24 protein-coding genes are annotated in these 25,183 nt (G+C 71.7%); 15 read left to right on the top strand and 9 right to left on the bottom strand.

Going from position 1 to position 25,183, the window contains the following annotated elements; translation table 11 throughout:
* The first annotated feature begins 14 nt into the window (after window positions 1–14).
* The 4 genes from DJ81_RS05950 (at window position 15) to DJ81_RS05935 (ending at window position 4,387) form a co-directional block, all read left to right on the top strand.
* Window positions 15–1,805 (top strand): anthranilate synthase component I family protein, encoded by a 1,791-nt coding sequence (locus tag DJ81_RS05950; RefSeq protein WP_094588946.1) that lies wholly within the window; start codon window positions 15–17, stop codon window positions 1,803–1,805.
* A complete protein-coding gene (locus DJ81_RS05945) occupies window positions 1,798–2,514 on the top strand; it encodes an aminodeoxychorismate/anthranilate synthase component II (protein ID WP_249269089.1) in 717 nt (238 codons plus the stop codon). Before DJ81_RS05950 ends, DJ81_RS05945 begins: the two co-directional genes overlap by 8 nt.
* Window positions 2,507–3,418, top strand: a complete 912-nt coding sequence (locus tag DJ81_RS05940; protein WP_094588944.1) for an aminotransferase class IV — start codon at window positions 2,507–2,509, stop codon at window positions 3,416–3,418. The genes DJ81_RS05945 and DJ81_RS05940 overlap by 8 nt, the downstream gene beginning before the upstream one ends.
* A gap of 498 nt (window positions 3,419–3,916) precedes the next feature.
* Window positions 3,917–4,387 (top strand): Rieske 2Fe-2S domain-containing protein, encoded by a 471-nt coding sequence (locus tag DJ81_RS05935; RefSeq protein WP_094526590.1) that lies wholly within the window; start codon window positions 3,917–3,919, stop codon window positions 4,385–4,387.
* A gap of 38 nt (window positions 4,388–4,425) precedes the next feature.
* Here DJ81_RS05935 and DJ81_RS05930 read toward each other — a convergent pair whose 3' ends face one another.
* Window positions 4,426–4,872, bottom strand: a complete 447-nt coding sequence (locus tag DJ81_RS05930) for a DUF5788 family protein (RefSeq protein WP_094526589.1) — start codon at window positions 4,870–4,872, stop codon at window positions 4,426–4,428.
* Window positions 4,873–5,076: 204 nt separating this feature from the next.
* On the opposite strand from DJ81_RS05930, the gene DJ81_RS05925 reads away from it, so the two are divergent.
* A complete protein-coding gene (locus DJ81_RS05925; RefSeq protein WP_094588942.1) occupies window positions 5,077–5,868 on the top strand; it encodes a YkgJ family cysteine cluster protein in 792 nt (263 codons plus the stop codon).
* A gap of 28 nt (window positions 5,869–5,896) precedes the next feature.
* Here the strand turns inward: DJ81_RS05925 and DJ81_RS05920 are convergent, their stop codons facing one another.
* The 3 genes from DJ81_RS05920 to DJ81_RS05910 form a co-directional block, all read right to left on the bottom strand.
* A complete protein-coding gene (locus tag DJ81_RS05920) occupies window positions 5,897–6,802 on the bottom strand; it encodes a dihydrodipicolinate synthase family protein (RefSeq protein ID WP_094588940.1) in 906 nt (301 codons plus the stop codon).
* A gap of 184 nt (window positions 6,803–6,986) precedes the next feature.
* Entirely contained in the window at window positions 6,987–8,081 is a 1,095-nt protein-coding gene (locus DJ81_RS05915; protein WP_094526586.1) for a polymer-forming cytoskeletal protein, read from the bottom strand.
* 48 nt (window positions 8,082–8,129) lie between these two features.
* A complete protein-coding gene (locus DJ81_RS05910; protein WP_094526585.1) occupies window positions 8,130–9,704 on the bottom strand; it encodes a cytochrome P450 in 1,575 nt (524 codons plus the stop codon).
* A 93-nt stretch (window positions 9,705–9,797) separates the two neighbouring features.
* Between DJ81_RS05910 and DJ81_RS05905 the strand changes: the two genes are divergently transcribed.
* The 3 genes from DJ81_RS05905 (at window position 9,798) to DJ81_RS05895 (ending at window position 13,237) form a co-directional block, all read left to right on the top strand.
* The gene (locus DJ81_RS05905) at window positions 9,798–10,448 is read left to right on the top strand and encodes a helix-turn-helix domain-containing protein (RefSeq protein WP_094526584.1); all 651 of its coding nucleotides are present in this window, start codon (window positions 9,798–9,800) and stop codon (window positions 10,446–10,448) included.
* 99 nt (window positions 10,449–10,547) lie between these two features.
* Window positions 10,548–10,964: a TRAM domain-containing protein gene (locus DJ81_RS05900; protein ID WP_094526583.1), complete on the top strand. Its 417-nt coding sequence runs from the start codon at window positions 10,548–10,550 to the stop codon at window positions 10,962–10,964.
* Between the two features lie 209 nt (window positions 10,965–11,173).
* Window positions 11,174–13,237 (top strand): AAA family ATPase, encoded by a 2,064-nt coding sequence (locus DJ81_RS05895; RefSeq protein WP_094588956.1) that lies wholly within the window; start codon window positions 11,174–11,176, stop codon window positions 13,235–13,237.
* Between the two features lies 1 nt (window position 13,238).
* Here DJ81_RS05895 and DJ81_RS05890 read toward each other — a convergent pair whose 3' ends face one another.
* Together DJ81_RS05890 and DJ81_RS05885 are read right to left on the bottom strand one after the other, a co-directional pair.
* Entirely contained in the window at window positions 13,239–13,463 is a 225-nt protein-coding gene (locus DJ81_RS05890) for a hypothetical protein (RefSeq protein ID WP_094526581.1), read from the bottom strand.
* Window positions 13,464–13,514: 51 nt separating this feature from the next.
* Window positions 13,515–14,291, bottom strand: coding sequence for a bacteriorhodopsin (locus DJ81_RS05885; RefSeq protein ID WP_094526580.1), 777 nt, complete (start codon window positions 14,289–14,291; stop codon window positions 13,515–13,517).
* A 247-nt stretch (window positions 14,292–14,538) separates the two neighbouring features.
* On the opposite strand from DJ81_RS05885, the gene DJ81_RS05880 reads away from it, so the two are divergent.
* Window positions 14,539–14,916, top strand: a complete 378-nt coding sequence (locus DJ81_RS05880) for a hypothetical protein (protein ID WP_094526579.1) — start codon at window positions 14,539–14,541, stop codon at window positions 14,914–14,916.
* A gap of 70 nt (window positions 14,917–14,986) precedes the next feature.
* On the opposite strand, the gene DJ81_RS05875 is transcribed toward DJ81_RS05880, so the two are convergent.
* On the bottom strand, window positions 14,987–15,712 hold the full coding sequence (locus tag DJ81_RS05875) for a class I SAM-dependent methyltransferase (protein WP_094526578.1): 726 nt from the start codon (window positions 15,710–15,712) through the stop codon (window positions 14,987–14,989).
* Between the two features lie 110 nt (window positions 15,713–15,822).
* A complete protein-coding gene (locus DJ81_RS05870) occupies window positions 15,823–16,215 on the bottom strand; it encodes a pyridoxamine 5'-phosphate oxidase family protein (RefSeq protein ID WP_094526577.1) in 393 nt (130 codons plus the stop codon).
* A 151-nt stretch (window positions 16,216–16,366) separates the two neighbouring features.
* Here DJ81_RS05870 and DJ81_RS05865 point away from each other — a divergent pair, with 151 nt between their 5' ends.
* The 4 genes from DJ81_RS05865 (at window position 16,367) to DJ81_RS05850 (ending at window position 18,968) form a co-directional block, all read left to right on the top strand.
* Window positions 16,367–16,639, top strand: a complete 273-nt coding sequence (locus tag DJ81_RS05865; protein WP_092921017.1) for a helix-turn-helix domain-containing protein — start codon at window positions 16,367–16,369, stop codon at window positions 16,637–16,639.
* Window positions 16,640–16,722: 83 nt separating this feature from the next.
* Window positions 16,723–17,751, top strand: coding sequence for a glycosyltransferase family 2 protein (locus DJ81_RS05860; protein WP_094526576.1), 1,029 nt, complete (start codon window positions 16,723–16,725; stop codon window positions 17,749–17,751).
* A gap of 98 nt (window positions 17,752–17,849) precedes the next feature.
* A complete protein-coding gene (gene hisF, locus DJ81_RS05855) occupies window positions 17,850–18,668 on the top strand; it encodes an imidazole glycerol phosphate synthase subunit HisF (RefSeq protein ID WP_094588938.1) in 819 nt (272 codons plus the stop codon).
* A 117-nt stretch (window positions 18,669–18,785) separates the two neighbouring features.
* Window positions 18,786–18,968, top strand: coding sequence for a hypothetical protein (locus DJ81_RS05850; RefSeq protein WP_094523745.1), 183 nt, complete (start codon window positions 18,786–18,788; stop codon window positions 18,966–18,968).
* Between the two features lie 325 nt (window positions 18,969–19,293).
* Here the strand turns inward: DJ81_RS05850 and DJ81_RS05845 are convergent, their stop codons facing one another.
* The gene (locus tag DJ81_RS05845; RefSeq protein ID WP_094588936.1) at window positions 19,294–21,468 is read right to left on the bottom strand and encodes a glucan 1,4-alpha-glucosidase; all 2,175 of its coding nucleotides are present in this window, start codon (window positions 21,466–21,468) and stop codon (window positions 19,294–19,296) included.
* 103 nt (window positions 21,469–21,571) lie between these two features.
* Here DJ81_RS05845 and DJ81_RS05840 point away from each other — a divergent pair, with 103 nt between their 5' ends.
* Both DJ81_RS05840 and DJ81_RS05835 read left to right on the top strand, forming a co-directional pair.
* Window positions 21,572–23,983 (top strand): alpha-amylase family glycosyl hydrolase, encoded by a 2,412-nt coding sequence (locus DJ81_RS05840; protein WP_094588934.1) that lies wholly within the window; start codon window positions 21,572–21,574, stop codon window positions 23,981–23,983.
* 81 nt (window positions 23,984–24,064) lie between these two features.
* Entirely contained in the window at window positions 24,065–25,177 is a 1,113-nt protein-coding gene (locus DJ81_RS05835; protein WP_094526572.1) for a TrmB family transcriptional regulator sugar-binding domain-containing protein, read from the top strand.
* The last annotated feature ends 6 nt before the right edge of the window (window positions 25,178–25,183 follow it).

Here is a 25,183-nt window from a genome sequence, read left to right as displayed (position 1 = left end):
CCGAACCGAGTGACATGGAGCGATCGGTACACACCGACCGGGACGGCTTCCGGGAGGTCGCCGCGGCGGCGCCCGCGGGGACCCGGGTCCCGGTCGAGCTCCGGGTCGCCGTCGGCGATCCCTTCGCGGCCTACCGCCGGGCCCGCGACGGCCCCGGCGGGTTCTGCTACGAGACCACCGGCGGCCAGTCAGGCTGGGGATACTTCGGCGTCGACCCGGTCGAGCGGCTGACCGTCTCGGACGAGGCGGTCGTTGCGACGGGGGGCGGCGAGGACGTCGCCTCGGTCGGCAACGCATCCGACGGCCCGGACGCCGGCCGCCGGAGCCCGACCGGCGACTACCGCCACCCGAGCCCGACGCTCGCGGCGCTTCAGGGCCTCCTCGACGGGGAGCGGCTCGCGCGGGGCGACTGCGAGGTCCCCTACCCGTGCGGCGCGTTCGGCTGGCTCTCCTACGACGTCGCCCGCGAGCTGGAGTCGTTTCCGGCGTCCGCGCCGGCAGGCCCCGGCGCGGTCGACGACCGCGGGCTCCCGCGGCTCCAGATCGGCGTCTTCGACCGCGTCGCGGCGTGGGAGTGCCCGGTGGCCGACGCTGAGGACGCCGAGGGCGCCGAGAGCGCTGAAAACGACGAGGACGCGGACGAGGCGTCGTCCGTTACCCTCCGCGTGACCGCCTGTCCGCGCGTCCCGACGGGAGTCGACGATCCGACGGCCGACCGCGACGCCCTCGACGCGCTGTTCGACGAAGGGGCGGCGCGGGCTGGCGGCCTGATCGACCGGATCGAGACGGGCGATCCCGAGGTCGGCCCCGCGCCCGATCCGGACGCATCGACGGCGACCTTCGAGAGCGGCGTCGGCCGCGAGGGGTACGCCGAGGCGGTCCGCCGCGTGAAGGGGTACGTCCGCGACGGCGACACCTTCCAGGCGAACGTCTCGCAGCGCCTTCGCGCCCCCGCCGCCGTCCACCCGGTGGAGGCGTACGACGCGCTCCGGCAGGTGAATCCGGCCCCGTACTCCGGGCTGATCGAGTTCTCGCGGGAGGCGGAGACCGGACGAGACGGCGGCGACGCGGCGGGAACGCTCCCCTCCGGCGTCGACCTCGTGAGCGCGAGCCCGGAGCTCCTCTTGGAGCGTATCCCGACCGACGACGCCGACCGGGGCGCCCGGCTCGTGACGGAGCCCATCGCCGGGACGCGGCCGCGCGGGGAGACTGCGGAGGCGGACGCGGCCCTGGAGGCGGAGCTCACCGACGACGCGAAGGAGCGCGCGGAGCACGCGATGCTCGTCGACTTGGAGCGCAACGACCTCGGGAAGGTGTCGCGGTTCGGCACGGTCGACGTCGCGGAGTACCGCCGCGTGGACCGGTACAGCGAGGTGATGCACCTCGTCAGCCTCGTCGAGGGCGAGGCGCGCCCGGACGTGGGGCTCGCGGACGCGATCGCGGCGTGTTTCCCCGGCGGGACGATCACGGGCGCGCCGAAGCCGCGGACGATGGAGATCATCGACGAGCTGGAGGCGACGCGCCGGGGGCCGTACACCGGCTCGATGCTCGCCGCCGGCTTCGACGGCCGCGCGACGCTGAACATCGTGATCCGGACCCTGGTCCGGCACGGCGCGGCGTACCACCTGCGCGTCGGGGCCGGGATCGTCCACGACTCCGAGCCCGACGCGGAGTACGAGGAGACGCTCGACAAGGCGCGGGCGCTCGTGACCGCCATCGACGAGGCGCTCGCCGCCGGCGAGATGGCGGTGGACGGGGACGGGAGCGCGAGCGACGCGGAGGAGCCGGAGGCGGGCGATGACTGACGCGTCGACCCCCGGAGCCGACGGCGGGGCTCCCGTACGCGCCGACACCGTGGACGCCACCGACGCCGCCGACGCCGAAGGCGGCTGGCGATCGGGCGTCGGGGATTCGGACGCCCGGGTGCTCGTCGTCGACAACTACGACTCGTTCGCGTACAACCTCGTCCAGTACGTCGGCGAGGTCGCCGGCGCGGTCGCGGTCCGGCGGAACGACGCGGTCGACCTCGACGGGATCCGCGCGCTCGACCCGGACGGCGTCGTCGTCTCGCCGGGGCCGGGCACCCCCGCCGAGGCGGGCGTTTCGACCGCCGTCTTCGACCTCGATCGGCCGGTGCTCGGGGTCTGCCTCGGTCACCAGGCGCTGTGCGCCAACCGCGGAAGCCGGGTGGGTCACGCACCGGAGGTCGTCCACGGGAAGCCGTCGACGATCACCCACGACGGCTCCGGGGTGTTCGCGGGGCTCCCCGACCGGCTCCGCGTCGGGCGATATCACTCGCTGTGCGTCGAGCGCGCCGACCTGCCGGACGAGGTCGTCGAGACGGCCCGCACCGAGGACGAGCGCGAGGTCGTGATGGGCGTGCGCCACCGCGAGAAACCGCACGTCGGCGTGCAGTTCCACCCGGAGAGCATCCTCACCCCGCGGGGAAAGGCGATGGTGGCGAACTTCGTGGAGGCGTGCGAGACGCACGAGCGGGGGACCGCCGATGAGTGAGGGAGAGTCGCTCCGATATCACGTCGACGGCGAGGTCGTGCCCGCGAGCGAGGCGACCGTCTCGGTCGAGGACCGCGGGTTCGCCTACGGCGACGCCGCCTTCGAGACGATGCGCGCCTACGGCGGCGAGGTGTTCCGGTGGGACGACCACGCGGCGCGGCTCGCCGACACCTGCGAGACGCTCGGGCTCGACCACGGCCTCGCGGACGGCGACCTGAAGGAGCGGATCGACGAGACGCTCGCGGCCAACGACCTCGCCGACGCGTACGTCAAGCTCTCGGTCACCCGCGGCGTCCAGCCCGGCACGCTCGACCCGAAACCGGAGGTCGACCCGACCGTCGTCGTGATCGCGAAGCCGCTCCCCCGAGGCGGGGTGGACTCGGAGCCGGTTCACGACGGTCCGGCCGCGGTCCAGACGACGAAAACGCGGAAGCCGTCCTCGCGAGCGCTCCCCGCCGACGCGAAGACGCACAACTACCTCAACGGGATCTTGGCCCGGCTCGAACTCCGGGTCACGGGCGCGGACGAGGCCCTCATGCTCGACGCCGACGGCAACGTCGCCGAGGGGGCGACCGCGAACCTCTTCTTCGCCGACGGCACCGCCCTCAAGACCCCCTCGCTCGACGGGCCGATCCTCCCCGGCGTCACCCGCCGGACAGTGATCGATATCGCCGAGGACGAGGGGATTCCGGTCGAAGAGGGGACGTACGCCCCCGACGCGGTCCGCGAGGCCGACGAGGTGTTCCTCACCAACTCGACGTGGGAGATACGGCCCGTCGAGACTGTCGACGGCCTCGCGGTCGACGGGGACGGCGACGGGGTCGAGGGCCCCCTCACCACCCTGATATCGCGGCTGTTCGACCGCCGCGTGGAGGAGCGGTACTACGACGACGAGCGGCTGTGAGTCGAGCGACGGCCGATCTCGATGCTGGTTTATAAATGAGCGATGCGGGCGCGTGCCTCCGAGCGCCCCTCGGGCGCGAGGAGCACGCGCGAGGGAGTCGGCTCGGCGTTTGTAAACGCCGAGCCGACGAGGCTGGGGAGGCGTGAGGCTGCGGTGCCGTGCGGCCGGGTGGGGGCTCAAAGGGGCAGCCGCGAGGGCGGCGTAGGCGACGAAAGCACCGCAACGAGGGAGCGAGAGCGACCGAGTGAGGAGCGCAGCGAGCGTACGCCGCCCTCGCGGCTGGGGCTTTGGCTGTGTTCGTCGATGAGCTGCTGTCAACCACATACGACCGAGCGGCTGGGGCTTCGGAGGCGGTCATCGCGGCGTCACCGATTTATAAGCGAGCGGCTGGGGCTTCGGGGTGATTCTCCGCCGGTATCCGGTCGACGATATCCGAGGGCCCGGTCTGATCCCCGCCGGTATCACAGCGTTCAAACCCGCCCTATCCTTCCAACACCTATGAACGCGGACCGTCGAATCGCCGCCGTCGAGGAGGTTCCCGAGGACAGCACGCTGCTCGTGACGCTGCAGCCCGTCGACCCCGAGAGTGTCGACGACGGCGAGGGCGACGTGGGCGAATCAGAGGACGGCGCCCCCGAGGCGGAGGCGATCCTCACGCGGGCGACCGGCGAGGTGCGCGCGTTCCGCAACTACTGTCAGCACTGGACCGACGTGCGCATCGACAAGGACGACGGGGCCTTCGTGCGGAACGGCGAGGTGTTCTGTCAGAAGCACGGCGCCACCTTCGAGGCCGACGGCGGCTACTGCAACTTCGGCCCCTGCGAGGGCGCCGTGCTGGAGGGCGTCGACGTGACCGTCGACGGCGACGGCGTCTACCTCGCCGACGACGCCTACGAGTTCGTCAGGCTCGGCCACTCGCGCCGCGACGGCGACAGCGGCGACTCGCGGATCGACTTCACGGGGAACTGAGACGGGCGGATCACGTCCGTATCGGAGCACCTCCGGATTTAAAACCGCGTCCGACCGCTCGCCCCGCCAGCGTCGTCCCGACCGAGCGCCTTCTTCAGGAAGCTCATCCAGCGCTTGCGGTCTGCGGCCTTCTGGCGCTGTTCCTCGGTCTCCGGGTCGGGGGCGTCGAGCCCCTCTAACGCCTCCAGCGCGCGGTCGATCCCGATGATCGACGCCGCGAGCTCCTCGCCGCGCTCGTAGCTCACCTCGTTCTCCTCGATCGGTTCGAGCCGCGCCAACCGCTCCCGGCGGAGGTTCCGCTTCGCGCGCTCGACGCGGTCGCGCTCGCCCGAGGGGACCGAGTCGCGCCGCTTGATTTCGAAGACGAACGACCGCAGCTCGATCGGCTCCCCCTGGACCTCGATCTCCTCGGGGATGTCCGCGCCCACCGTCGCGGCCTCGCGGTTCACCCGTTCGAGGAGCCCCTTCCGTTCGTACTCCTTCACGGCCGTCTGGTAGGCGGCGGTCGCACTTCGCTCCTTCGGCGCGGGCGGCGGCGGACAGCGGGCGGCGGCGGACAGCGGATGGCGGGCAGCGGACGGCGAGCGGCGGCGGACAGCGGACGGCGGCGGCGAACCGCGCGTCCGGACGCCGCTCGTCGCACCGCGAGAAGGGACGACGTTAACCCGACCGCGCCGCTAGCGGTCCGCATGGAGCCGCTCGAAGCCGAGCTCTCGCGGGCCCGCGAGCTCGCCGTCGACGACCTCGCCGACGCCATCGAGGCGATCGGCTTCGAATGCACGCGCTGCGGCGGCTGCTGTACCGGCTACGCCCCCGACGAACCGGGCGGCGCGCCGGCCGGGGAGGGGGTCGGTGAGAGCGACGGGAGCGGCGAGAGCGACGCCGGGTGTCACGGCGGCGACGCCGAGGCCCCCGACCGTGAGCCCCACACGGCCACGGTCTTCCCGGACGAGGTCCGCGAAGTCGCGGCCGCGGCCGAGGAGCGGTTCGGCGAGTCGTACGACTGGCGCGACGTCGCCCGCCCGATGCCGTTCGGCCTCTCCGAGGGCGACGAGGGCGAACCGACTGGCGAGACGTTCGAGTGGGCGCTCGCGACCGACGACTGCGGCGACTGCACCTTCTACGAGGAGACGGACGGAACGGGCGCCTGCGCGGTCCACGACGACAGACCGCTCATCTGTCGGACGTACCCGTTCAGCGTCGCGCTCGACGGGACGAGCCAGCCGATGGGCGAGGCGGTCGACGAGGCGGGGGTCGTCCGCGCCCACGAGTGCGAGGGGCTCGGCCGCGACATCTCCCGCGAGGACGCCGAGGCGCTCGCCGCGTCGCTCAAGGAGCGCGCGGTCCGCGAGTTAGCGGAGGCGATCGGCGTTCGCGACGGCTACGACCCGGAAGCCGCCGAGCGCGCCGACGGCGACGTCGTCGTCTTCGACTCGGAGGGACCGAAGGAGGCCGACGGGACGCCGGTCGACGGGGACTGAGCGAGCCCTCGCCGTCGCGGGCGGAGCCTCAGACGACGTCGAGCGCCGCGTCGACGTCGGCGGCGATCGCCTCGCGCGCCGGTTCGCCCGGGAGCGTGAGCGGCGGGCGCACGCGGGGGTCCGGGATGAACCCGCGGTGCGCGGCCGCGACCTTCGCGACGGGCGCGAACCCGTGGTCCCCGCACCGGTCGAACAGCGGCGCGATCGCCCGGCGGTGAAGCGTCAGCGCGCGGTCGTCGTCGCCCTCGCGAAGGGCCTCGCCGAGCGCGATGAAGGCCTCCGGAATCACCTGCGAGAGGGCGTGGATCCCGCCGTCGACGCCGAGCGACGCGCTCGGGTACAGCAGGGCGTCGACGCCCTGAAACACGGTGAACTCCTCGGGGGTTCGGGCGACGGCGACGTCGATCGCCGAGATATCCCCGCTCGTGTCCTTCAGCCCGACGACCGACTCGCGCTCGGCCACGGCGGCGAGGACGTCGGGGTCGATCGGCTCGCCGACCGTCGACGGGATGTCGTAGAGGAACAGCGGCAGGGGCGTCTCGTCGGCGACCGCGTCGAGGAACGCCCGCTGTCCCGCCGGCGCCGTCGAGTTGTGGTAGTACGGGAGCGTGACCAGCCCCGCGTCCGCGCCGGCCGCGTCGGCCGCCCGGAGCCGGTCGAGGGCGCCCGAGACGGTCGTGTCCGCCGCGCCCGCGATCACGGGGACCCGACCGTCGGCCGCCTCGACCGTCGTCTCGACGACCGTCCGGCGCTCCGCGTCGGTGAGGCTGGCGAACTCGCCGGTGGTCCCGCAGGGGACCATCCCGTCGAGCCCGGCGTCGACGAGGGCCTCGACGTGGCCCGCGAGCGCGTCGGCGTCGACGTCGCCGTCGGCGTCGAACGGGGTCACGATCGGGGGCGAGACGGCGCCGCGTCGGAACTCGATGTCGGGCATGCAGTCCGGTTCGGAAGGGTGCGAGAAAGGTCTTGGTGCCGCGACGGCGGTTGCCGGAAGCGAGCGCGACGGGGCAGGGTCGCGGTTCGCGACGCCGTAGCGTCGAGCCGGGACCTCGATCCCGAGCGCCGCGGTCAGTCCGCGCCGACGGGACCGCGGTCAGTCCGCGCCGACGGGACCGCGGTCAGTCCGCACCGACGGAACCGCGGTCCGATGCGACTCCGCGGGCGCCGCGGTACCGGTCGCGCAGTCCGAGCGCGAGCGCGCCGAGTCCGAGCAGCAGCACGAGGAGGTCGACGAGGCCGCCGACCCACGGAACGAGGCCGATCGCGGCGATCCCGAGGACGCCGAGGAGGAGGGCGACCCACCGGTTCGGTCGGCCGAGTCGGTTGAGGACCCACGACCCGAGGGCGTACCGACCGTACACGGAGCCGATCCAGATCGCGACGACGTACGCCGCGATCCCGACGAGCGCCAGCGGGATCCCGACGACCGTGACCGCCACGAGGACGAGGAGGATCGGCGTCCCGATCAGCGCGACCAGGCCGACGCCGCCGCTGCGGAGCGAGTCGCCGCCGACGCGGTCGGCGACGCCACGCGAGAAGCGGGGGAACGCGAGCAGGAGCACGGCGCCCAGCGCGAGGTTGACGGCGACGCCGTAGGCGGACCCGACCCACGACGGCGCGAGGTCGGAGCCGAACGCGACCCCGGTGTCGCCGCGGAGACTCGTGTCCTCGACGACGCCGCCGGCGACCGTCGCGTCCGGGCTCTCGGTGAACGTCTCGGCGTCGTACCGGAACTCGCCGCCGACGTCCGCGTTCGGGCCGAGCACGACCGAGTCGGCGGCCGCGCGAACGTCGCCGTCGACCGCGCCGTCGACCGTTATCGAGCCCGCACCGACGTCGAGCGATCCGCCGATCCGACCGGTGTCGGTCAGCTCGAACGAGCCGGCGCCAGTCTCGACGTTCCCGCCGACAGTCCCGTCGACCACGATCGTCCCGGCGGCGGCCTGGACGTTCCCGTCGACGCGGCCGGTCTCCGCGACGCGGATCGAACCGGCCGCTCCCGAGAGGTCGCCGTCGACGGTGCCGCGGACCACGATCGTCCCGGCGACGCCGTCGATCCCGTCGACCGTCTCCCCCTCGTCGACGACGATCGTTCCGGAGGCTCCCTGCACCGACTGGGCCGTCGCGAGCCCCGTCGCGAGCGGGAAGAGGAGCGCGACGACGGCGAGAGCGACGGCGATACGACGACGAAACGCGTTGGAGGACGGGTCCATGGCGGATGAATTATTTTTCAGTGACATATATCTGTCTGGTGAGTGGTGTCAAGGGTCAGTCGGTAGCCGCGACCGGCGGGGTCCGGTCCGAGTCCCGCGACGGACATCCCGCTGTCCGTCGCCGCGCCCGGCCGATGCGCCCGGTCCGTCGAGCGCGCTGACGCGCAGTCGGACCGGATGCGTCGGCCGCGTGTTTGCGCTCGCCCGCAGCGACAGCTCCGTCGTCACGGGTTCGAGCCGCAGCCGGCGGAGCAGCGTCGCGGTCGCGAGTCGGAGCTCCTGTCTCGCGAACCGCATCCCGATACAGTGGCGCGGGCCGCCGCCGAACGGGAAGTACGCGTATTCGGGGCGGTCGCCGACCGCCGGGCCGGCGCCGTCGTCACCGCGAGCGGTCCCTGAGGCGTCGCCCTCGTCGCCGTCACTCCCGCCGCCGGCGGCCTCGTCACCGGTGGCCTCGTCGCCGTCGGTCTGCCGGAGCCACCGCTCGGGCCGGTACGTCTCTGGGTCGTCCCACCACCGCTCGTCGCGGTGAACCGCCCACGGCGAGAGCGTCAGCACGACGCCGGCCGGAACGCGGTAGCCGCCGAGGGTCACCGGCTCGGTCGGCTCGCGGAAGAAGGAGTGGACGGGCGGGTACAGCCGGAGCGCCTCGTCCACCGCCGCCGTCAGCGCCGGACACTCCCGGACGTCCGCGGGCGTCGGGTCGGCGTCGAGCGCCGAGACCTCCGCGCGGACCCGGGCTTGGAACTCGGGCCGGCGGGCGAGGCAGTAGAGCGTGTACGTCAGGCCGAGCGCGCTCGTCTCGTGGCCCGCGAACAGGAACGTCACCGCGTTGTCGACGAGCTGGTCGTCGTCGATGGCCCCGAGCTCGGCGGCCGCGACCAGCGTGCCGAGGAGGTCGTCCGCGGCGCCCGGGTTCGCGGGCGGGCCGGCGGCGCGGCGTTCGGCGACGAGGTCGCGGATCGTCGCCCGGAGCGCACGGATTCGCCGCCGGTACCGCCGGTTCGTCGGGGTCGGGATCCACTCCGGGAGGAAGGAGGCGATCCGGCCCGTGTCGAACCGCTCCGTGACGCTCTCGGCGGCCGCCCGGACGGTGTCGCGCTCGCGCTCGACGTCGCTTCCGAGCAGGCTCTCGGCGAGGACGGCGAACGCGTAGTCGGTCGCGGCGGCGTGGACGTCGACGACGTCGCCGTCGTCCCACGAGGCCGCCGTTCGGCGGGCGTGCTCGACCATCGCGTCGCCGTACGCGGCCACCCGCTCGCGGAAGAACGCCGACCGCATCGCCGTTCGCTGCTCGCGCCACGCGTCTCCCTCGGCGAGGAACAGCCCGTCGCCGAGGAGCCCGCCGAGCCGCTCGCGGGGCATCTCGCCCTTCTCGAACCGGTCGTGCTCCTCGACGAGGATCGCCGCGATCGCGTCGGGGTCGGTCACGAGGTAACTCTCCGTGCCGAACACGTCGTAGCGGACGATCCCGCCGTGCTCGGACGACCGCCGTTCGTAGAACCCGAGCGCGTCGCTCGCGAGTTCGTGGACGTTTCCGAACAGCGGAATCCCGCCGGGGTCCGGCGGTCGCGGCGCGTCGCGCGGAGCAGTGACTCCGTCTCCGTCGGTCGTCTCGCTCATACGGATCGATCGGCGCCGCGAACCGCTGAGAGTTCGCACGGACGCGTCCGGGTATTTTTAACTGATAGGCGGTCGGTCGTCGGGACGATTCCCATGCGATACGTGCACGTGGATATCACGTTCCCGCCGTCGGTCCGGCATCCGATGCACGGGTTCCTCGACGAGGGCGACGGCTGGCGGACCGAGATGCTCACGTGGCGGCGGCTCCCGGACGAGACCTTCGTCACGCTGTTCCGCGTCGTCGCTCCCCGCGAGCCGTACCTTGACCGGCTGCGGTCGATCGACGCCATCGACCGGTTCGAGACGGCCCCGGGCGACGACGCGTTCTATCTCAAGGCGTACGAGCGACTCGGCGGGCCGCTGGAGGCGTTCCTCGGGGCGTTCGCCGACACCGATTTCGTCTCCGTGCCGCCCGTGGTGTACCGCTCGGAGGGACGCATGTCGTTCGGGGTGATCGGCCCGCCCGATCAGCTCCGGGACGTGCTCGCGACCGTTCCGGACCCGATCGACGTCGATATCGACCGGATCGGATCGTACGGCGGCGGTCGGCGGCTGGCCGGCGTCGAACTCACGGAGCGCCAGCGGGAGGCCCTCCGCGCCGCGCGCCGCGTCGGGTACTACGACGTGCCGCGAACGGGATCGGTGGCCGACGTCGCCGAGGCGGTCGGCTGCTCCTCGTCGACGGCGGGGGCGCACCTCCGGAAGGCGGAGGCGGCGCTGGTCGAGGCGCTCCTCGACGGCTGATCCCAGTCCATGGGGACGCTCCGCGAGCGTCGGCGCCGCGTCTACCGGATCGGCGGTACAACTATACTGGTCCGTCGCCACGTACGGGTGGAGTCTACTATGGAGATCTCAGAGAAGCTCCTCTGTCTGTTCAGCGCCGACGTGCGCGAGGCGGACGGCCAGTACGTCGTCGACGTCCCGCGCCGCGAGATCGAGACCGGGTCGCTGGAACCGGGCGAGACGTATCGGGTCGCGCTTATTTCCCGCTCGGAGGCCGAGACGGGCGACGAGACCGACGGCGGCGCCGACGTCTCCGCGTCCCGTGCCGACGACGGGCCTCAACCCCCGGTCGAACCGGGCGAGATGCGGTACGTCGAGATCGAGGACCTCGGCAAGCAGGGCGACGGCATCGCCCGGGTCGAGCGCGGCTACGTGATCATCGTTCCCGACACGGAGGTCGGCGAGCGCGTGAAGATCGAGATCACGGAGGTCAAGTCCAACTTCGCTGTCGGCGAGGTCGTCGAGGAGGCCGCGTAGCGGCGACGCGAACCGAGCGCGAACCGAGCGCGAATCGAACCCGGACCGAACCCGGACCGAGCGGGCATAATTCGAGCCGGGACGGGGTCCGGACCGTCGTGGCTTCTATCCTGAACCGTCGTGGCTTCTATGTGCGACCCGCGTTTACCTCGAAACATGGAGTCGACGAGCGCCGACGACGAGCGGACCCCTCGACGACCATGCCGCACATGAGCGTTCGACTGCCGGTCGCGGACGCCCCCGAGTCTGTCGGGGACCGCCGCGCCGGCTTCTCTGCCACCGTGTTGACTGAGCTGGGCGTCGAGCCCGGCGACCCCGTGAGCGTTCGGGGCGGTCGGACGACGGTCGCCGTCGCGGCGCGCGTCGACGGCGACCCCGGCGGGGCCTGTCTCCCCGGGTCGATCCGCCGGAACGCGGGCGCCGAGGTCGGCGACACGGTGACGGTCGAGCCGGTCGACGCCGTCGCGGCGTCCGCGGTCACTCTCCGCCTCGACGAGCGGATGGACCTCACCCGCGCGGGGGCCGCCCTCCGGCGGCGCCTCGACGGGACGGCCGTCTCGGTCGGCGACGAGGTGGAGGCGACGCTGCTGGGCGGCGCGCTGAACCTGACGTTCGTCGTCGAAGACGTGGCGCCGTCCTCGCCCGGGATCGCGAGCGAGGAGACCGAGATCGAGGTCGAGACGGGCGAGGGGACGGCGGCGGTCGTCAGCGAGCCCTCGGTGTCCGCGACCGACAGCGTCGTGCCCGCCGAGACGTTCCGGGAGCTCCGCGAGGCCGCCGCGACCCGACTCGACGGGCGGGAGTCGTTCGCGGCGGCCGGCCGGCCGACGACGCTCGGGCTCCTCCTCCGCGGGCCGCGGGGCGCCGGGAAGACGACGCTCGTCGAGGCGGTCGCGGCCGCGGTCGACGCGACCCTCGTCAGGGCCTCTGCCGCGCGGCTCCGCGGCGAGGGCGCGGGCGACCGCGAGCGTCGCCTCGACCGCGTCGTCGAGGCCGCGAGCGACGCCGACCGAGCGGTGGTGCTCTTAGACGACCTCGAGGTCCTCGGCGACGACGGCGCCGCCGCGACGCTCGGCGATCGCCTCCGCGAGACGCTCGACGAACTGCGGGCCGCGGACGGGACGGTCGCGATCGGGGTGACCACGGACGCCGAGCGCGTCCCGGAGGCGCTGCGACGCGGCGGGCGGTTCGACCGCGAGGTCGAGGTCGCGCCGCTGAGCGTCGCGGACCGACGGGAGGCCTTAGAGAGCGTCGCGCGGGACGTGCCGCTCGCGATGGACGTCGACTTCGCGGAGACGGCGACCCGGATCAACGGGTTCGTCCTCGCCGACGTGACGGTGCTGGTCGACGTGGCGCTGGAGCGGGCGATCCGCCGGGACGGCCGAACCGCGGTCCGCCAGTCCGACGTCGACCACGCGATGGACGTGGTCGAGCCCAGCGGGCTTCGGGATGTCGCGGTCGAGTTTCCCTCGGTCGCGTGGGACGACGTCGGTGGGCTCGAGGCGGCCAAACGCGAGATCGTGCGGGCGGTCTACTGGCCGCTCGAGTACGCCGACCGCTTCGAGCGAGCCGGTATCGAGCCGCCGTCGGGCGTGTTGTTGTACGGCCCGCCGGGGACCGGGAAGACGCTCCTCGCGCGGGCCGCGGCCAGCCTCAGCGACGCGAACTTCATCTCGGTGAACGGGCCGGAGCTGTTGGACCGATACGTCGGGGCCAGCGAGCAGGCCGTCAGGGACCTGTTCGCCACGGCTCGGGAGAACGCGCCGGCGGTCGTCTTCTTCGACGAGGTCGACGCGATCTCCCCGAAGCGACGGAGCGACGACACCGGCGCCGGCGAGCGCGTGGTGTCCCAGCTGTTGACCGAACTGGACGGGCTGGAACCGCTGACGGACGTCGTCGTCGTCGCGGCGACGAACCGGCCGGACATGATAGACGAGGCGCTGTTGCGCCCCGGCCGGATCGAGAAGACCGTCGAGACGCCGCTTCCCGACGAGCCGGCGCGGCGGGAGATCCTCCGGATCCACGCCCGTGACACCCCGACGGCCGAGACGGTCGACTTCGACGCGCTGGCGGAGCGGACGGCGGGGTACAGCGGCGGCGACCTCGCCGCGCTGGTCCGCGAGGCCGCGATGCTCGCCATCGAGGACACGATCACCGACGACGGGAGAAACGGGGATCTCACCGTCGACGCGGATCACTTCGAACGTGCGTTGGCCGAAACGACGCCGTCGGTGGGGGACGCTCCCGATCGGGACGGCGCGTTCCAGCGGTGAGTTACGCCCGTTCCTCGTGTAAGTTGAGGACGAAGTAGGCGATCCCGAGTGCCGTGACTAACTCCACCGCGGAGATCAGCCAGAACGCCGTGGAGAACTCCAACCCCTGGTTCTGGAGCGTCGGCAACGCGAACAACGCGCCGGCGGCGACGACGAAGCAGACGACGATACCGACGACTGATCGAACGTTCAATACGGCAACCGATTCATCGATGTCGTCTGACATTATTGATAAAAAGACTCACAGCGAGTCGGGTAGTTACCGGTCGATACGGCCTTAATCGGCGGCAGACGGCTCTCCGGCCGACGGCTCCGGCGCTTCGGTGTCGCCCATGATGGCGCGACTGCGCAGGAGGATGAGCCCGAAGCCGACCTTCGCGCTCACGTCGAGGATCATGAAGCCGAGCGTCTCGACGCCGAGACCCACGATGCCGGCCCCTTCGGTTCCGACGAGCCACAGGATCGGGTACGCGGTCCAAAGGACCAACGTCAACACGGTCAACGTGTTGAACGTGCTCTCCACCTCAGCCGAGCGCGCCTTCGCCGCGCTGCGGAGGCTCGTGGCGAGGTAGTACAGCACGAAGATCATCGCGATCGTGCTGATGAGCCAGAACGAGTACCGCGCAAGCATCGTCTGTGAGAGCGCACCGACGAGGCCGGTGACGATCATCAGCGCGTCGACGCCGATGAGCGTCCCGATCGTCACGCGGTCGACCTTCGCGAGGAGCGCGAGGTCGAGCAACAGCAGCGGCGTGGTGAACAGCCAGTCAGCGTACCGCGCGTAGTAGATGTCGAGCGTCCCCCGGCCGACGACTTCGACCTCGGTCAACCCGATACCGAAGAACATCGACAGGTACGCCGCCGACGCGATCCCCGGCACGAGGATCGTGATCGCGTAGTACTCACGCGCCTCTTTGTTCGTGACTCCCCAGCCTTTCGCGATGAAGTAGAACGTCCCGAGGAGCATGAATATCGTCCCGATACCCAGCCACAGCGTTTCGGGCCGACCATCGCCGAGGAGGTCGAACCCTGCTTGAAGTACTGTCGGATCCATACGCAACTACACGTATCACCCATAAAACAATCAACTTCGACACAGCATAGTAAGGTACGCGCTCCGGCCGGGTCTGAGCGAGAATATATATCACTATTTTGAATTGGAAAGAAACACCGATCAGGCGGGGTTTCCCGGATTCGGCGCCGCGAGCGTCGGCGGTCTCGGCGGGTTGTCCGCCGGCGCCGGGGGGACGGACCTTACTAGTGACCCAAAATGAAACCAGTCTGGCGACCGTACTACCCGTATGGCGAACGACGAGGCCGAGACGGAGACCGAAACGACGGACGAGACCGATGAAACGACGGAGCGCGAGACGGAGGCGGAGACGACGGCCATCGACGTGGAGGCGCTCGACACGTACGAGGACCGCGTGGAGGAGCTCTCGTCCGCGCTGGAGGAACGGGAAGAGACGATCGAGGAGCTCGAGTCCGTGGTCGAAGCGCAGTCCGAACAGATCGAGACGCTGGAGGATCGGTTCCTCGATCTGTCCGCCCGCGTCGCGGACGGGCGGAACCTCGGCGTCTGTCCGGAGTGTAACGGGCCGACGGAGAAGAAGGAGCGGCTGTTCCGGAGCGACACGATCGAGTGCCTGCGGTGCGGCGAAGTCATCCACACGTACTGAGCCGCGCAGTCCGGTTTCGCGCCCGCGGGCACGGGCGACTCGTTCAAGCGAGGCGGTGCCGAGAGGCGACTCAGTCGTCCCCGTCAGCCGAGACGCGGGCGTCCCAGTAGGAGACGGACGCCACGTAGTCGCCCGGGATCGTGTTGCCGACGAGCTCGTCGAGGACCCGGAAGGGCCTCGCGACGGGGCCGGGAAGCTCGCGGTAGAAGCCGTACGGCAGCACGAAGTCGTGCTCCTCGCCGGCGAGCGTGAGGCCCGCCGCGCGGAGCATATCGACGACCTGTCGCTCGGAGTAGAGCCGGGAGCCCATCGGGAGCAGCCAGGTGTACAGCGTCCGGAGGCTACGACGGTTGAACGTGTCGAAGAACACCTGATCGGCGCTGACGCGGCGTAGCTCGCGGGCGAACGGAACCGGATCGTCCATCAGGTGGAAGAAGCGCATCGCGACCACCGTGTCGAAGTGGTCGTCCGGAAACGGGAGCCGCGAGGCGTCGCCGCGAACGAACTCCACGGTGTCCGACAGTCCCCCCTCGACCGCCTTCGCGCGGCCCTGTTCGAGCATCTCCCGGGAGATGTCTATCCCGACGATGTCGGCGCCCCGGTCGGCGATCATCGTCGTGAACCGACCGGTGCCGCAGGCGACCTCCAGCACGCGGTGCCCATCCTCGATCGGCCCGAGCGCCGAGAGGACGGCCTCCTTCTCGCGTCGGTCGATGAGCTCCCCGCCGCCAGAGAACCGGACGTCCTCGTACTCCTCCGCGACCTCGTCGGCCTGGTACCAGTCCTGTCCCTTCACGTTGTCAGTACTGCACGCCCGACCGACAAAACCGTACTGGATGCGGTCGGGGACGGCGTCGGCATCCGCCGGTCGCGGCGGGGTCGGCGCTCGCCGGCTCCGATCGGCCGCTATCCGCTCGTCGAGACGGCGTCGGCCGAGATCTTGAGTATCACCCGCGGCCCCGACTCCTCACCGTGGTGGGGGTACTCGTCGACGTCGAAGTACCGCCGGGCGAGCTCGTCGATGTGTTCTTTCGCTCCCTCCTCGGTCAGCTCCGCCTCGCCGCGGACCGAGACGTAGCGGTACGGGTCGTCCGGATCGAGCACGCTGACTCCGACCTTCGGGTTTCGCCTGACGTTCCGCTCCTTCCGCCGCCCGCGGGCCGTGTTCACGAGGACGTACTCGCGGTCCTCGTGGTCGACCCACACCGGCGTGACGTGCGGGAATCCGTCGGGAGTCACCGTCGCGAGGTGGGCGTACGACTCGCGCTCGAAGATGTCGACGTGAGACTCGGGAATCACGGAGACGCGTACGGCGGGAAGCGGGGAAAATATCCCGATCGATCAGGATAATCGCTCGCCTGAGACGTGATATTAACACATTATATTATCCCAATCGGATTCCCCAATATGTAGCTAACCTTTACCAATAGGCAAAGGATTCAGATATAACATGAGTACCAGTCCAGCGGAGACCGCCGACCAAGACCGCCTGTCCGAGAGCGAGTACCGCGATCGCCTGCGCGAACTACCCCCTAGCGCCAAGCTCGTCGCGAAGGTACTGGAGGGCGACTCGCCGCTCTCGCAGGGCGGGCTTGCCGAGGAGTCGCTTCTGCCCGACCGGACCGTCCGCTACGCGCTCAACCGCTTGGAGGAGGAGGGGCTCGTCGACTCCCGCTACAGCTTCAAGGACGCGCGCAAGCAGGTCTACTACCTGACTGTCTGAGGCCGCCGCGCGACGGGCGGAGCGAGTCGACCGTCGACTTCGCACGGAGTTCTTTTTAATCCCTCGTCCCGATACCTGACCGTATGGACCTCTCGGTCGTCGTACCGACGCTCAACGGGCGGGACCGGCTGGGCGCCTGCCTCGACGCGCTGGCGACGCACGCTCCCGAGGCGGAGGTGATCGTCGCCAACGGCCCCTCCGCGGACGGGACGACCGGGATGGTGCGCGACCGCGACGACGTCGACGTGCTCGTGGAGATCTCGGACCGAACCGTCAACGTCGCGCGCAACGCGGGGATCGAGGTCGCGACCGGCGACGCGGTGGCGCTGGTCGACTTCGACAACCGGATCGGTGAGGAGTGGCCCGGCGCCGTCCGAGCCGGCCTCGCCGACGCCGCCGCGGTGACGGGACCGGTGACGCCGGCGGAGCCGTCCCGACGGCCAGAGGCCGGCGGCAACGGAGAGCAGGTTAGCGCCGACGGAGAGCGGGTTAGCGCCGACGAGGAGGCCGGCGACGGAAGCGGGGACGACGCCGCGGACGAACCCCCCGTGGGGCCCGAGCGCCGGACGATCGCGGGCCGCGACGTGACCTACTTCGCGGGCGGGAACGTCGCCTTCCGGCGGGAGACGCTCCGGGACATCGACGGCTTCGACGAGTACCTCCGGACCGGCGGCGCGCGCGACGCGGCCCACCGGCTGGCCCGGATGGGCCACGAGATCGCGTGGCGCGAGGCGCTCGGCGTGACCAAGGAGCTGCCGAGTCCGACCGCGGCCGACGGGGGTCGCAGCGCCCACGAGTGGGGATGGAAGTACCGGGCGCTCGCGTACCGGCTCCTGAAAAACTACGGCGTCCGGCCGACGGTGATGGCGCGGGTCGGGTCGCACGCCGCGACGGACGCGGTCGACGCGGCCGCCGACGTGGTCCGCGGCGAGTCGACGCCCTCCCGGTGGGCCGCGAACGGACGCGACGTGCTCGTCGGCCTCGCCAGCGGGGGTTCGGACGGGCTCGTCGCCCGGGGCCGCGACCGGAGCCCGGCCCGAAACCCGAACGGCATCTCGGAGCGCGCCGACCGCGCCGTGGCGAAGTACGACCGGCGAGAGCGAGAGGAGTGACGGGCGGGTGGAGGGGCGGCGGACGGCGGACGGCAGACGGCCGATCCGCGCCGTCCCCGCGCCTTTTAACCTCCGCCGTCGTCTACGGCCGGTAACGAATGGGACTCACGAAGCGGATCATCCCCTGTATCGACGTCGACCTCGACGACGACGGGGACGCGGCGGTGTACACGGGCGTCAACTTCGAGAACTTGGAGTACACCGGCGATCCGGTCGAGTTGGCGAAGAAGTACAACGCCGCCGGCGCCGACGAGTTCGTCTTCCTCGACATCACCGCGAGCGCGGAGGGCCGCGAGACGATGCTCGACGTGGTGAACGCGGTCGCCGACGAGTGTTTCATCCCGCTCACGGTCGGCGGCGGGATCCGCACGAAGGCGGACATCAAGGAGACGCTGCGCGCGGGCGCGGACAAGGTGTCGATCACGACCGGCGCGCTCGAACGCCCCGAGCTCATCGAGGAGGGCGCCGCGGCATTCGGCAGTCAGTGTATCGTCATCTCGGTCGACGCGCGCCGCCGACGCGACGACGCCGGCGAGCACTTCTACGAGGACGACGACGGCGAGACGGTGTGGTTCGAGTGCACGAAGAAGGGCGGCCGCGAGGGCACCGGGGTCGACGCCGTCTCGTGGGCGAAAGAGGCCGAGGAGCGCGGCGCCGGCGAGCTGTTCGTCAACTCCATCGACATGGACGGGACGAAGGACGGCTACGACATCCCGCTGATGACGGCCGTCTGCGACGCCGTCTCCACCCCGGTCATCGCCTCCTCCGGCTGCGGCGGTCCAGAGGACATGTACGAGGTGTTCACCGAGGCGAACGCCGACGCGGGGCTCGCGGCCTCCATCTTCCACTTCGGCGACTACTCCATCGAGGAGACGAAGGAGTACCTCGACGAGCGCGGCGTTCCCGTCCGGTTGTAGCCGAACGGCCGTCGTTCTTACTCGGAACAGAATAATTACCATTCACAACTGTCGTGATTTCCAATAGTTGTGATCGAAATCAACAGTTATTATGCGATGCCCAGCGAATCGTGACGTATGTCCACGTCATCGACGCGTGTCCGTGCCGAGCGCCCGGAGCTCGTCTGCCGACGGACCGACGACGGCTCTGGAGACGGGGAGGTGACGTTCTTCGAACGGGACCGCGATCCCGACGAGCGGACGACCAGGTGGATCACGGTCCGAGAGGCGGACTGCGTGCCGCGCGACGAGTGGCGGTAGAGGATCCGGACCGGCGCCGGCCTCCTCGTCGGCGTCGGCGCGGCGCTCACGGCGTGCTGTCGACGCGCGTTCGGCATCGGGCGAGACCGGTCGATCTCCCCGTTTTTCACCGCGAACCTGCAGAACCTCGGAATCGCGCTGCCGTTCGCCGACCCGCTGGTCACCGTCTCGATAATCGTCTACTACGTCGTCCAGCAGATCGGCGGTGCCGCGCTCGCGGACGCGACGTGAGGCCCTGACGCGGTTCGGGCCGGGTCGTCTCGCCGGCGCTCCTGGCTTGCACCGCCGACCGCCCCCGATCGGTTCGCGCCGTCGACCGCCCCGGTCAGTCGTCGGCCGCGACGGCGTCGGTCGTCAGCAGGTCGCGGTCGTCGAGCAGCGCGACGGTCGCCAGTCGGATGGCGTGCGGCCAGCCGAGCGGGGTCGCGCTGTCCGGCGTCCCGTCGTCGAAGAACTGCTCGGGGAGGTAGCTGGTCGACTCGCACAGCGAGCCGCCGGGCGAGACGCGCGCGAGGAGATCGCGGGCGCGCTCGGCCATCCGGTCGGCCCGCGGGTCCTCGTGCGCTTCGAGCAGGGCCGCGAGCTCCGCGCAGGCGTTCGCGCCCCACGCCGTCGAGACGGTCCACACCTTCTCCGAGAGCTGGCCGGCCTGCCGCCACGCGTCGCCCTCGTACCGGATCAGTCCGGCGATCTCGTCGCTCTCGTGCGCGAGCCCGTCGACGACGGTCTCAACGTGCGAGACGAGCCGGTCGAGCCGCTCCTCGTCGACGGCGCCGGCCGCCCCGTCGCTCCCGTCGGCCCCCCCGAGCCCGTCGAACGATCGGTGCGCGCTCGCCAGCGACAGCGTCGAGGAGTCGAGCCGGTCGTCGATCGCCCCCTCGGGCGTCTCGCGGAGCGCGTAACAGCCGCGCTCGGGGACCCAGAGGTCGTCGAGCGCCTCGTACACGCGAATCGCCTGCCCCCTGGCGTGGCCGGCGAGGTCGTCGGGGAGGGCGGCGGGGTCGAGGTCGCCACCGGACGCCCCCGCGTCGCCGTCGGGGGTACCGGCGGCGTCCGAGTCGGCGCCGAGCGCGTCGGCGTCGAGCCCGTCGCCGTGGAGCGCCAACTCGCTGTACGCCTCCAGGAACGTCGCCGCGGTGTGGGCGAACCGCCCGGCGCTGTCCTCCCACGCGTTCTGACAGACGACGGGTCGACCGTCGTCCTCGAGCGTCTCGTCGAGGCCGGCGAGCGCGGCGACGAGGGTCGCGTCGAGGTCGGGGACGGCCACACCGCTCTCTCGCGCCTGCGCGAGGTACGCGATCACGCTGCCGGTCTGGTCGGCCTGGTAGTCGACGTCGGGGCCGTCCTCGATCCGGGCGTTCGCCCACCCGGGCGCGAGGGAGCCGTTCCGCGGCCAGACGCGGTGGGGCCACGAGCCGTCCGGGCGCTGGGTGGCGACGTACATCGCGGCCGAGCGGGCGTGCCAGTCGTCGAGCCCGAGCCCGAGCCGGTCGTCGGCGCCGAGCAGGAACGTCGAGATCTCCGCGTCGTCGCGGAACCACGTGTAGCCGTAGCCCCCGGAGGTCGCGTAGAACGGGTCGAAGTCGGGACCGGCGATCCGGAGCCCGGAGTCGGCAGAGAGCAGCGAGAGCACGCGGAGGTCGGCGACGAGCGACTCGCGGGCCGGCGCCGACGCGGGGACGGAGGGCGTCGTCTCGTCCGCGGCCGCGGCGAGGGCGTCAGCCGAGTCGAGGTCGGCGAACAGCTCGTCGAGCCGGGCGCGGGCCGCCTCCCGCGGCGTCTCCGCGCGGTCGGTCAGGAGCGACGCGACGGCGGCGACGCCGCCCTCGAAGGGGGCCTCGGCGATCACCTCGCCGGAGAGCCGCTCCTCCTCGTAGCGGTCGCCGTCGCGGTCGCGGGGGAGGTCGGTCGGCGCGTCTTCGAGGAGCTCCGGGAACGTCGCCGGGAGCTGGCCGCGGAGGTCGCGGAACCCCGTGTCGCTCGCGAGGAAGTCGTGCTCGTCGGCGTGGTACACCTCGACCGCGTCGTCGTACCGGAGCTGGCCGACGCGGTCGTCGCGGCCGTCGGGAGCGAACCGGGCGTAGACGACGAGCGAGAGGGCGTCGGGGTCGACGTTCGCGTGCCCGTCCTCGCCGACGTCGACCGTCGCGCGCGTGAGGTGCGCGTCCCCGATCGTGACGTCGCGGCGGGTCACGGTGGCGGCGTCCGCCTCGTGGACGGTCTCGATCAGGGTCGCGTCACCGACGTACCGCTGTTCGGTGGGCGTCTCGTCGAGCCAGACGATCTCGTCGCCGATCGCGAGACCGATCCGCGAGCGGACCAGCCCGGTCCGTCCCGTCAGCGGGTAGCCGAAATCGCGGAGCTCCCCGTCCTCGTCGACGTGGACCAGCCGCCCCTCGCCGCCGGTGAACCGTCCGGTGACGGTCCGCCGTTCGCCGGGAAACCGGGTGGCGTGTCCGGTGTTGCGCTTGTAGTCGTCGAGCGCGTCGCGGAGTTGCATTACGCGGGTAAACGCCCCCTCCGCGTATGAAGTTTTGGTGTAATTATTATTCATGTGTTCGAGAAACGGAAACCCTCAAGCCGGGAGGCGCCCGGGTACCGGCATGCACGAGCCCGGGCCTCCGCGGACGACGAGCGTCGGCGAATCGGTCGAGCTGGCGCCTCGGTCCCCGGATCCGGACGGTACGTACGAGTGGACGGTCCGCGACGCGCCCGCCGACAGCGCCGTCGGCGAGGGACCGATAGGGAGCGGCGGCGGATCCGGGAAGGGCGACGAATCCGGGGTGGGCGACGGGTCCGAGGAGGGCGGCGGGTCCGAGGAGGGAACCGGACGCGGAGAGGGTGACCGACCGGAAGACGAACCCGAGGGGACACCACCGGTCCTCGTCTCCGGGGCGACGAGCCGATCGGACGCCCCGGTCCTCCGCCTCCGGCCGGACGCGCCGGGGACCTACGTCCTGACGCTCGACGCGCCCGACGGGACGCACCGCCAGCGCGTGCGCGCATTCCCGGACGAGCGCCGAGAGACCGAACTCCGCGTCGCGGCCGCGGACATCCCGGTCGACGACGACGCCGTCGACCGCGTCTCGCTGATGTGGGCGCACAACGAGCGCCTCCTCGCCCGCGACCGGCCCGAGCGCGACGGCGACGACTGGGTCCTCGAGACCCGGGTGCCGCCGGGGCGCCACCGGTTCAGCTTCGTCGCCAACGACGACCCCGGAAACGAGCACGGCGACGTCGTCGAGGTCCCGGGACCCGGACGCCCCCGACTCTCGCTCGACGGGCGGGTCGAGGACCGTAGCGACGCCGAATCGGTGGTCGTCCTGACGGCCGACGTCGAGGCGCCGCCCGCGGCCGGCGGGGGCGAAGGGGGGCGGGGCGAGGTCGACGCCGCGGACCGCGGCGTCGGCGTCGAGTTCCTCGTCGACGACCGCGACGCCGCCCCGGAGACGGTCACGCGGATCGAGTCGTTGGCGGACGGGGCTACCCTCGCCGTCCCGCTCGAAGCGGTCCCCGACGACGCCCTCGACGGCGACGGCCTCCGAGTTCACGCGGTCCCGCGTGCGGAGCGGTACGGGGCGGCCGAGACGGTGCGCATCGGGCGCGGGAACGGCGACGAGAGGCGGACGGCGGACGGAGGCGGCGTCGACGAGCGGCCGACGGCCGAAGGCGTCGCCGGTGGCGGCGCGCCGGTCGCGGTCACCGACCCTCACGCCGCCCCGGAGTGGGCCGACGCGCCGACGATATACGAGGCGTTCGTCAGGTCGTTCGCGGGCGACACCCTCCCGACGACGTTCCGCGAGATCGAGCGCCGGGTGCCGTATCTGGAGAGCCTGCGCGTCGACGCGCTGTGGCTGACGCCCGTGCTCGCCTCGCCGACCGAGCACGGCTACCACGTCACCGACTACTACGAGACGGCGAGCGACCTCGGCTCGCGCGAGGCGTTCGAGTCGCTCGTGGAGACCTGCCACGACGCCGGGATCCGGGTGGTCTTCGACCTCGTGATCAACCACACCTCCCGCGACCACCCCGCGTTCCAGATGCACGCCGCCGGCGTCGACGCGTACGCCGACCACTACCGCCGGGCCGACGGCGCCTTCGACGTGACCGGGACCGACTGGGCGGAGCTCGCCCCCGGCGACATGCCGGAGTACTACTTCAACTGGCGGCGGATCCCCAACCTCAACTTCGACAGTCCGGCCGTCCGGGCGTGGCTGCTGGACGTAGTCGACGAGTGGGCCGCCGTCGTCGACGGCTTCCGCGCCGACGTGGCGTGGGGGGTCCCGCACGGGTTCTGGAAGGAGGTCGCCGACCGCGTCCCCGACGACGTCCTCCTGCTCGACGAGACGCTCCCGCACGACCCCTTCTACGGCGAGGGGGAGTTCGACCTCCACTACGACACCTCCCTCTACGGGATCCTCCGCGACGTCGGCGCGGGCGAGGCCCCCGCGAGCGCGGTCGGCGACGCGTTCGACCGCGCCGCGTGGCTCGGCTTCGACGATCCGAGCGCGCAGATGCGCTACGTCGAGAACCACGACGAGGACCGCTACCTCGCCGAGTACGGCCGAGACGCCCTGAAGGCCGCCGCCGCGACCGTCTTCACGCTCCCCGGCGCGCCGATGATCTACGCCGGGCAGGAGCGCGGCAACGAGACGTACCGCGGCCCCGTCCGCTGGCACGACGGCGACAACGACCTCACCGACTTCCACCGCGACCTGGCCGCGCTCCGCGAGCGCGAGCCGCTCCTCCGCGAGGGCGCCGTCGACTTCAGCGGCCCCGCGACGGACGTGCGCGTCGTCGACGGCGACCCGGAGCGGGTGACCGCGTACGCCCGGACGGCGGTCGGCGATAACGAGGGCGCCGACGAGGCGGACGGCGACGCCCTCTTCGTCGTCGTCAACTTCGCGACCGAGCCGGCGACCGTCGCGGTGCCGGAGGGAGTCGAGACCGACCTGTTCGCCGACCGCGCGGTCGGGACCGAGGTCGCCGTCGACGCCGTGGCCGTCCTCAGATAGGGTCCCGTCTCCCCGGTCGCGGTATCCGCGTCCGTCGCGTCGTCCGACCCTTATAAGTGGTCGCCTCGCCCTCTGTTGCGTATGGACGACCGGACGCTGAACGATCTCCTCCGCCGATTCGGGCTCTCGGACAAGGAGATCGACACGTATCTGAGTCTCTTGGAGCACGGCGAGGCGAAGGCGAGCACCATCGCGGACGCCGCCGGCGTGTCGAAGCGCTACGTCTACAGCGTGAGCGAGTCGCTCGCGGACCGCGGGTTCGTAGAGGTGAACGACCACGTCGTGCCGACGACGATCCGCGCGAACCCGCCCGACGAGGTGATAAACCGGCTCCGCTCGGACGTCGACGCGATCCGACCCGGACTGGAGGAGCGCTTCTCGCGGGTGGAGCGGCGGGCCGAGCAGTTCGAGGTGATCAAGTCCCGCGTCACGGTCATCAAGCGGATCCGGTCGCTGCTCGACGGGGCGGAGTCGGAGGTCGCGCTGTCGGTCACGGCCAAGCACCTCCCGGAGGTCCGGGAGTCGCTCGCGGACGCGGTCGACCGGGGCGTGCTCGTGCTCCTCGTCGTCTCCGACGCCGAGGGGACGCCGATCGGGGACGTCGGCGGCGACGCGGTCGACCTCGAGGGCGTCGCCAGCGTCGTTCGGACGTGGAGCGAGGCGATGCCCACGCTCCTCACCGTGGACTCGGCGGCCGGCGTCGTCGCCCCGCCCGAGCTGCTCCGGCGGTCCGACACCGACCGGCAGGCGATCCACTTCTCGCAGGAACAGCTCGCGCCCGTCATCGTCGGCTCCTTCCTCGGGAACTACTGGCCGGCCGCGACCGAGGCCGCGACCGCGCCGCCGGCGCCGCTCCCGGCGGAGTACGAGAACTTCCGGCACACGGTGTTACAGGCGACCCTGCGGCTCCGCGCCGGCGAGACGCCGCGCGTAACCGTCGGCGGGAGACGGACGGAGAGCGACGAGGCCGTCGAGCTCGTGGGACGCGTCGTCGAGGCGAAACAGGGGATGGTCGAGCCGACGAACAACGAGTTCCCGGTCCAGCACTCGCTCGTCGTGGAGACCGACGACGGCACCGTCACCGTCGGCGGGAAGGGCGCGTTCGTCGAGGACGTCGAGGCCGACCTCGTGCGGATAGAGGCGGACGAGGCCGGCGAGGCGGACGCGTCCGGCGGCACCGCCGACGCCGAATAGGTCGAC

The sequence above is a fragment of the Halorubrum sp. Hd13 genome, assembly GCF_002252755.1.
Lineage (GTDB): Archaea > Halobacteriota > Halobacteria > Halobacteriales > Haloferacaceae > Halorubrum.
The sequence above is the reverse complement of the archived record's forward strand: the minus strand, read 5'-3'. Positions and strand labels throughout refer to the sequence as shown.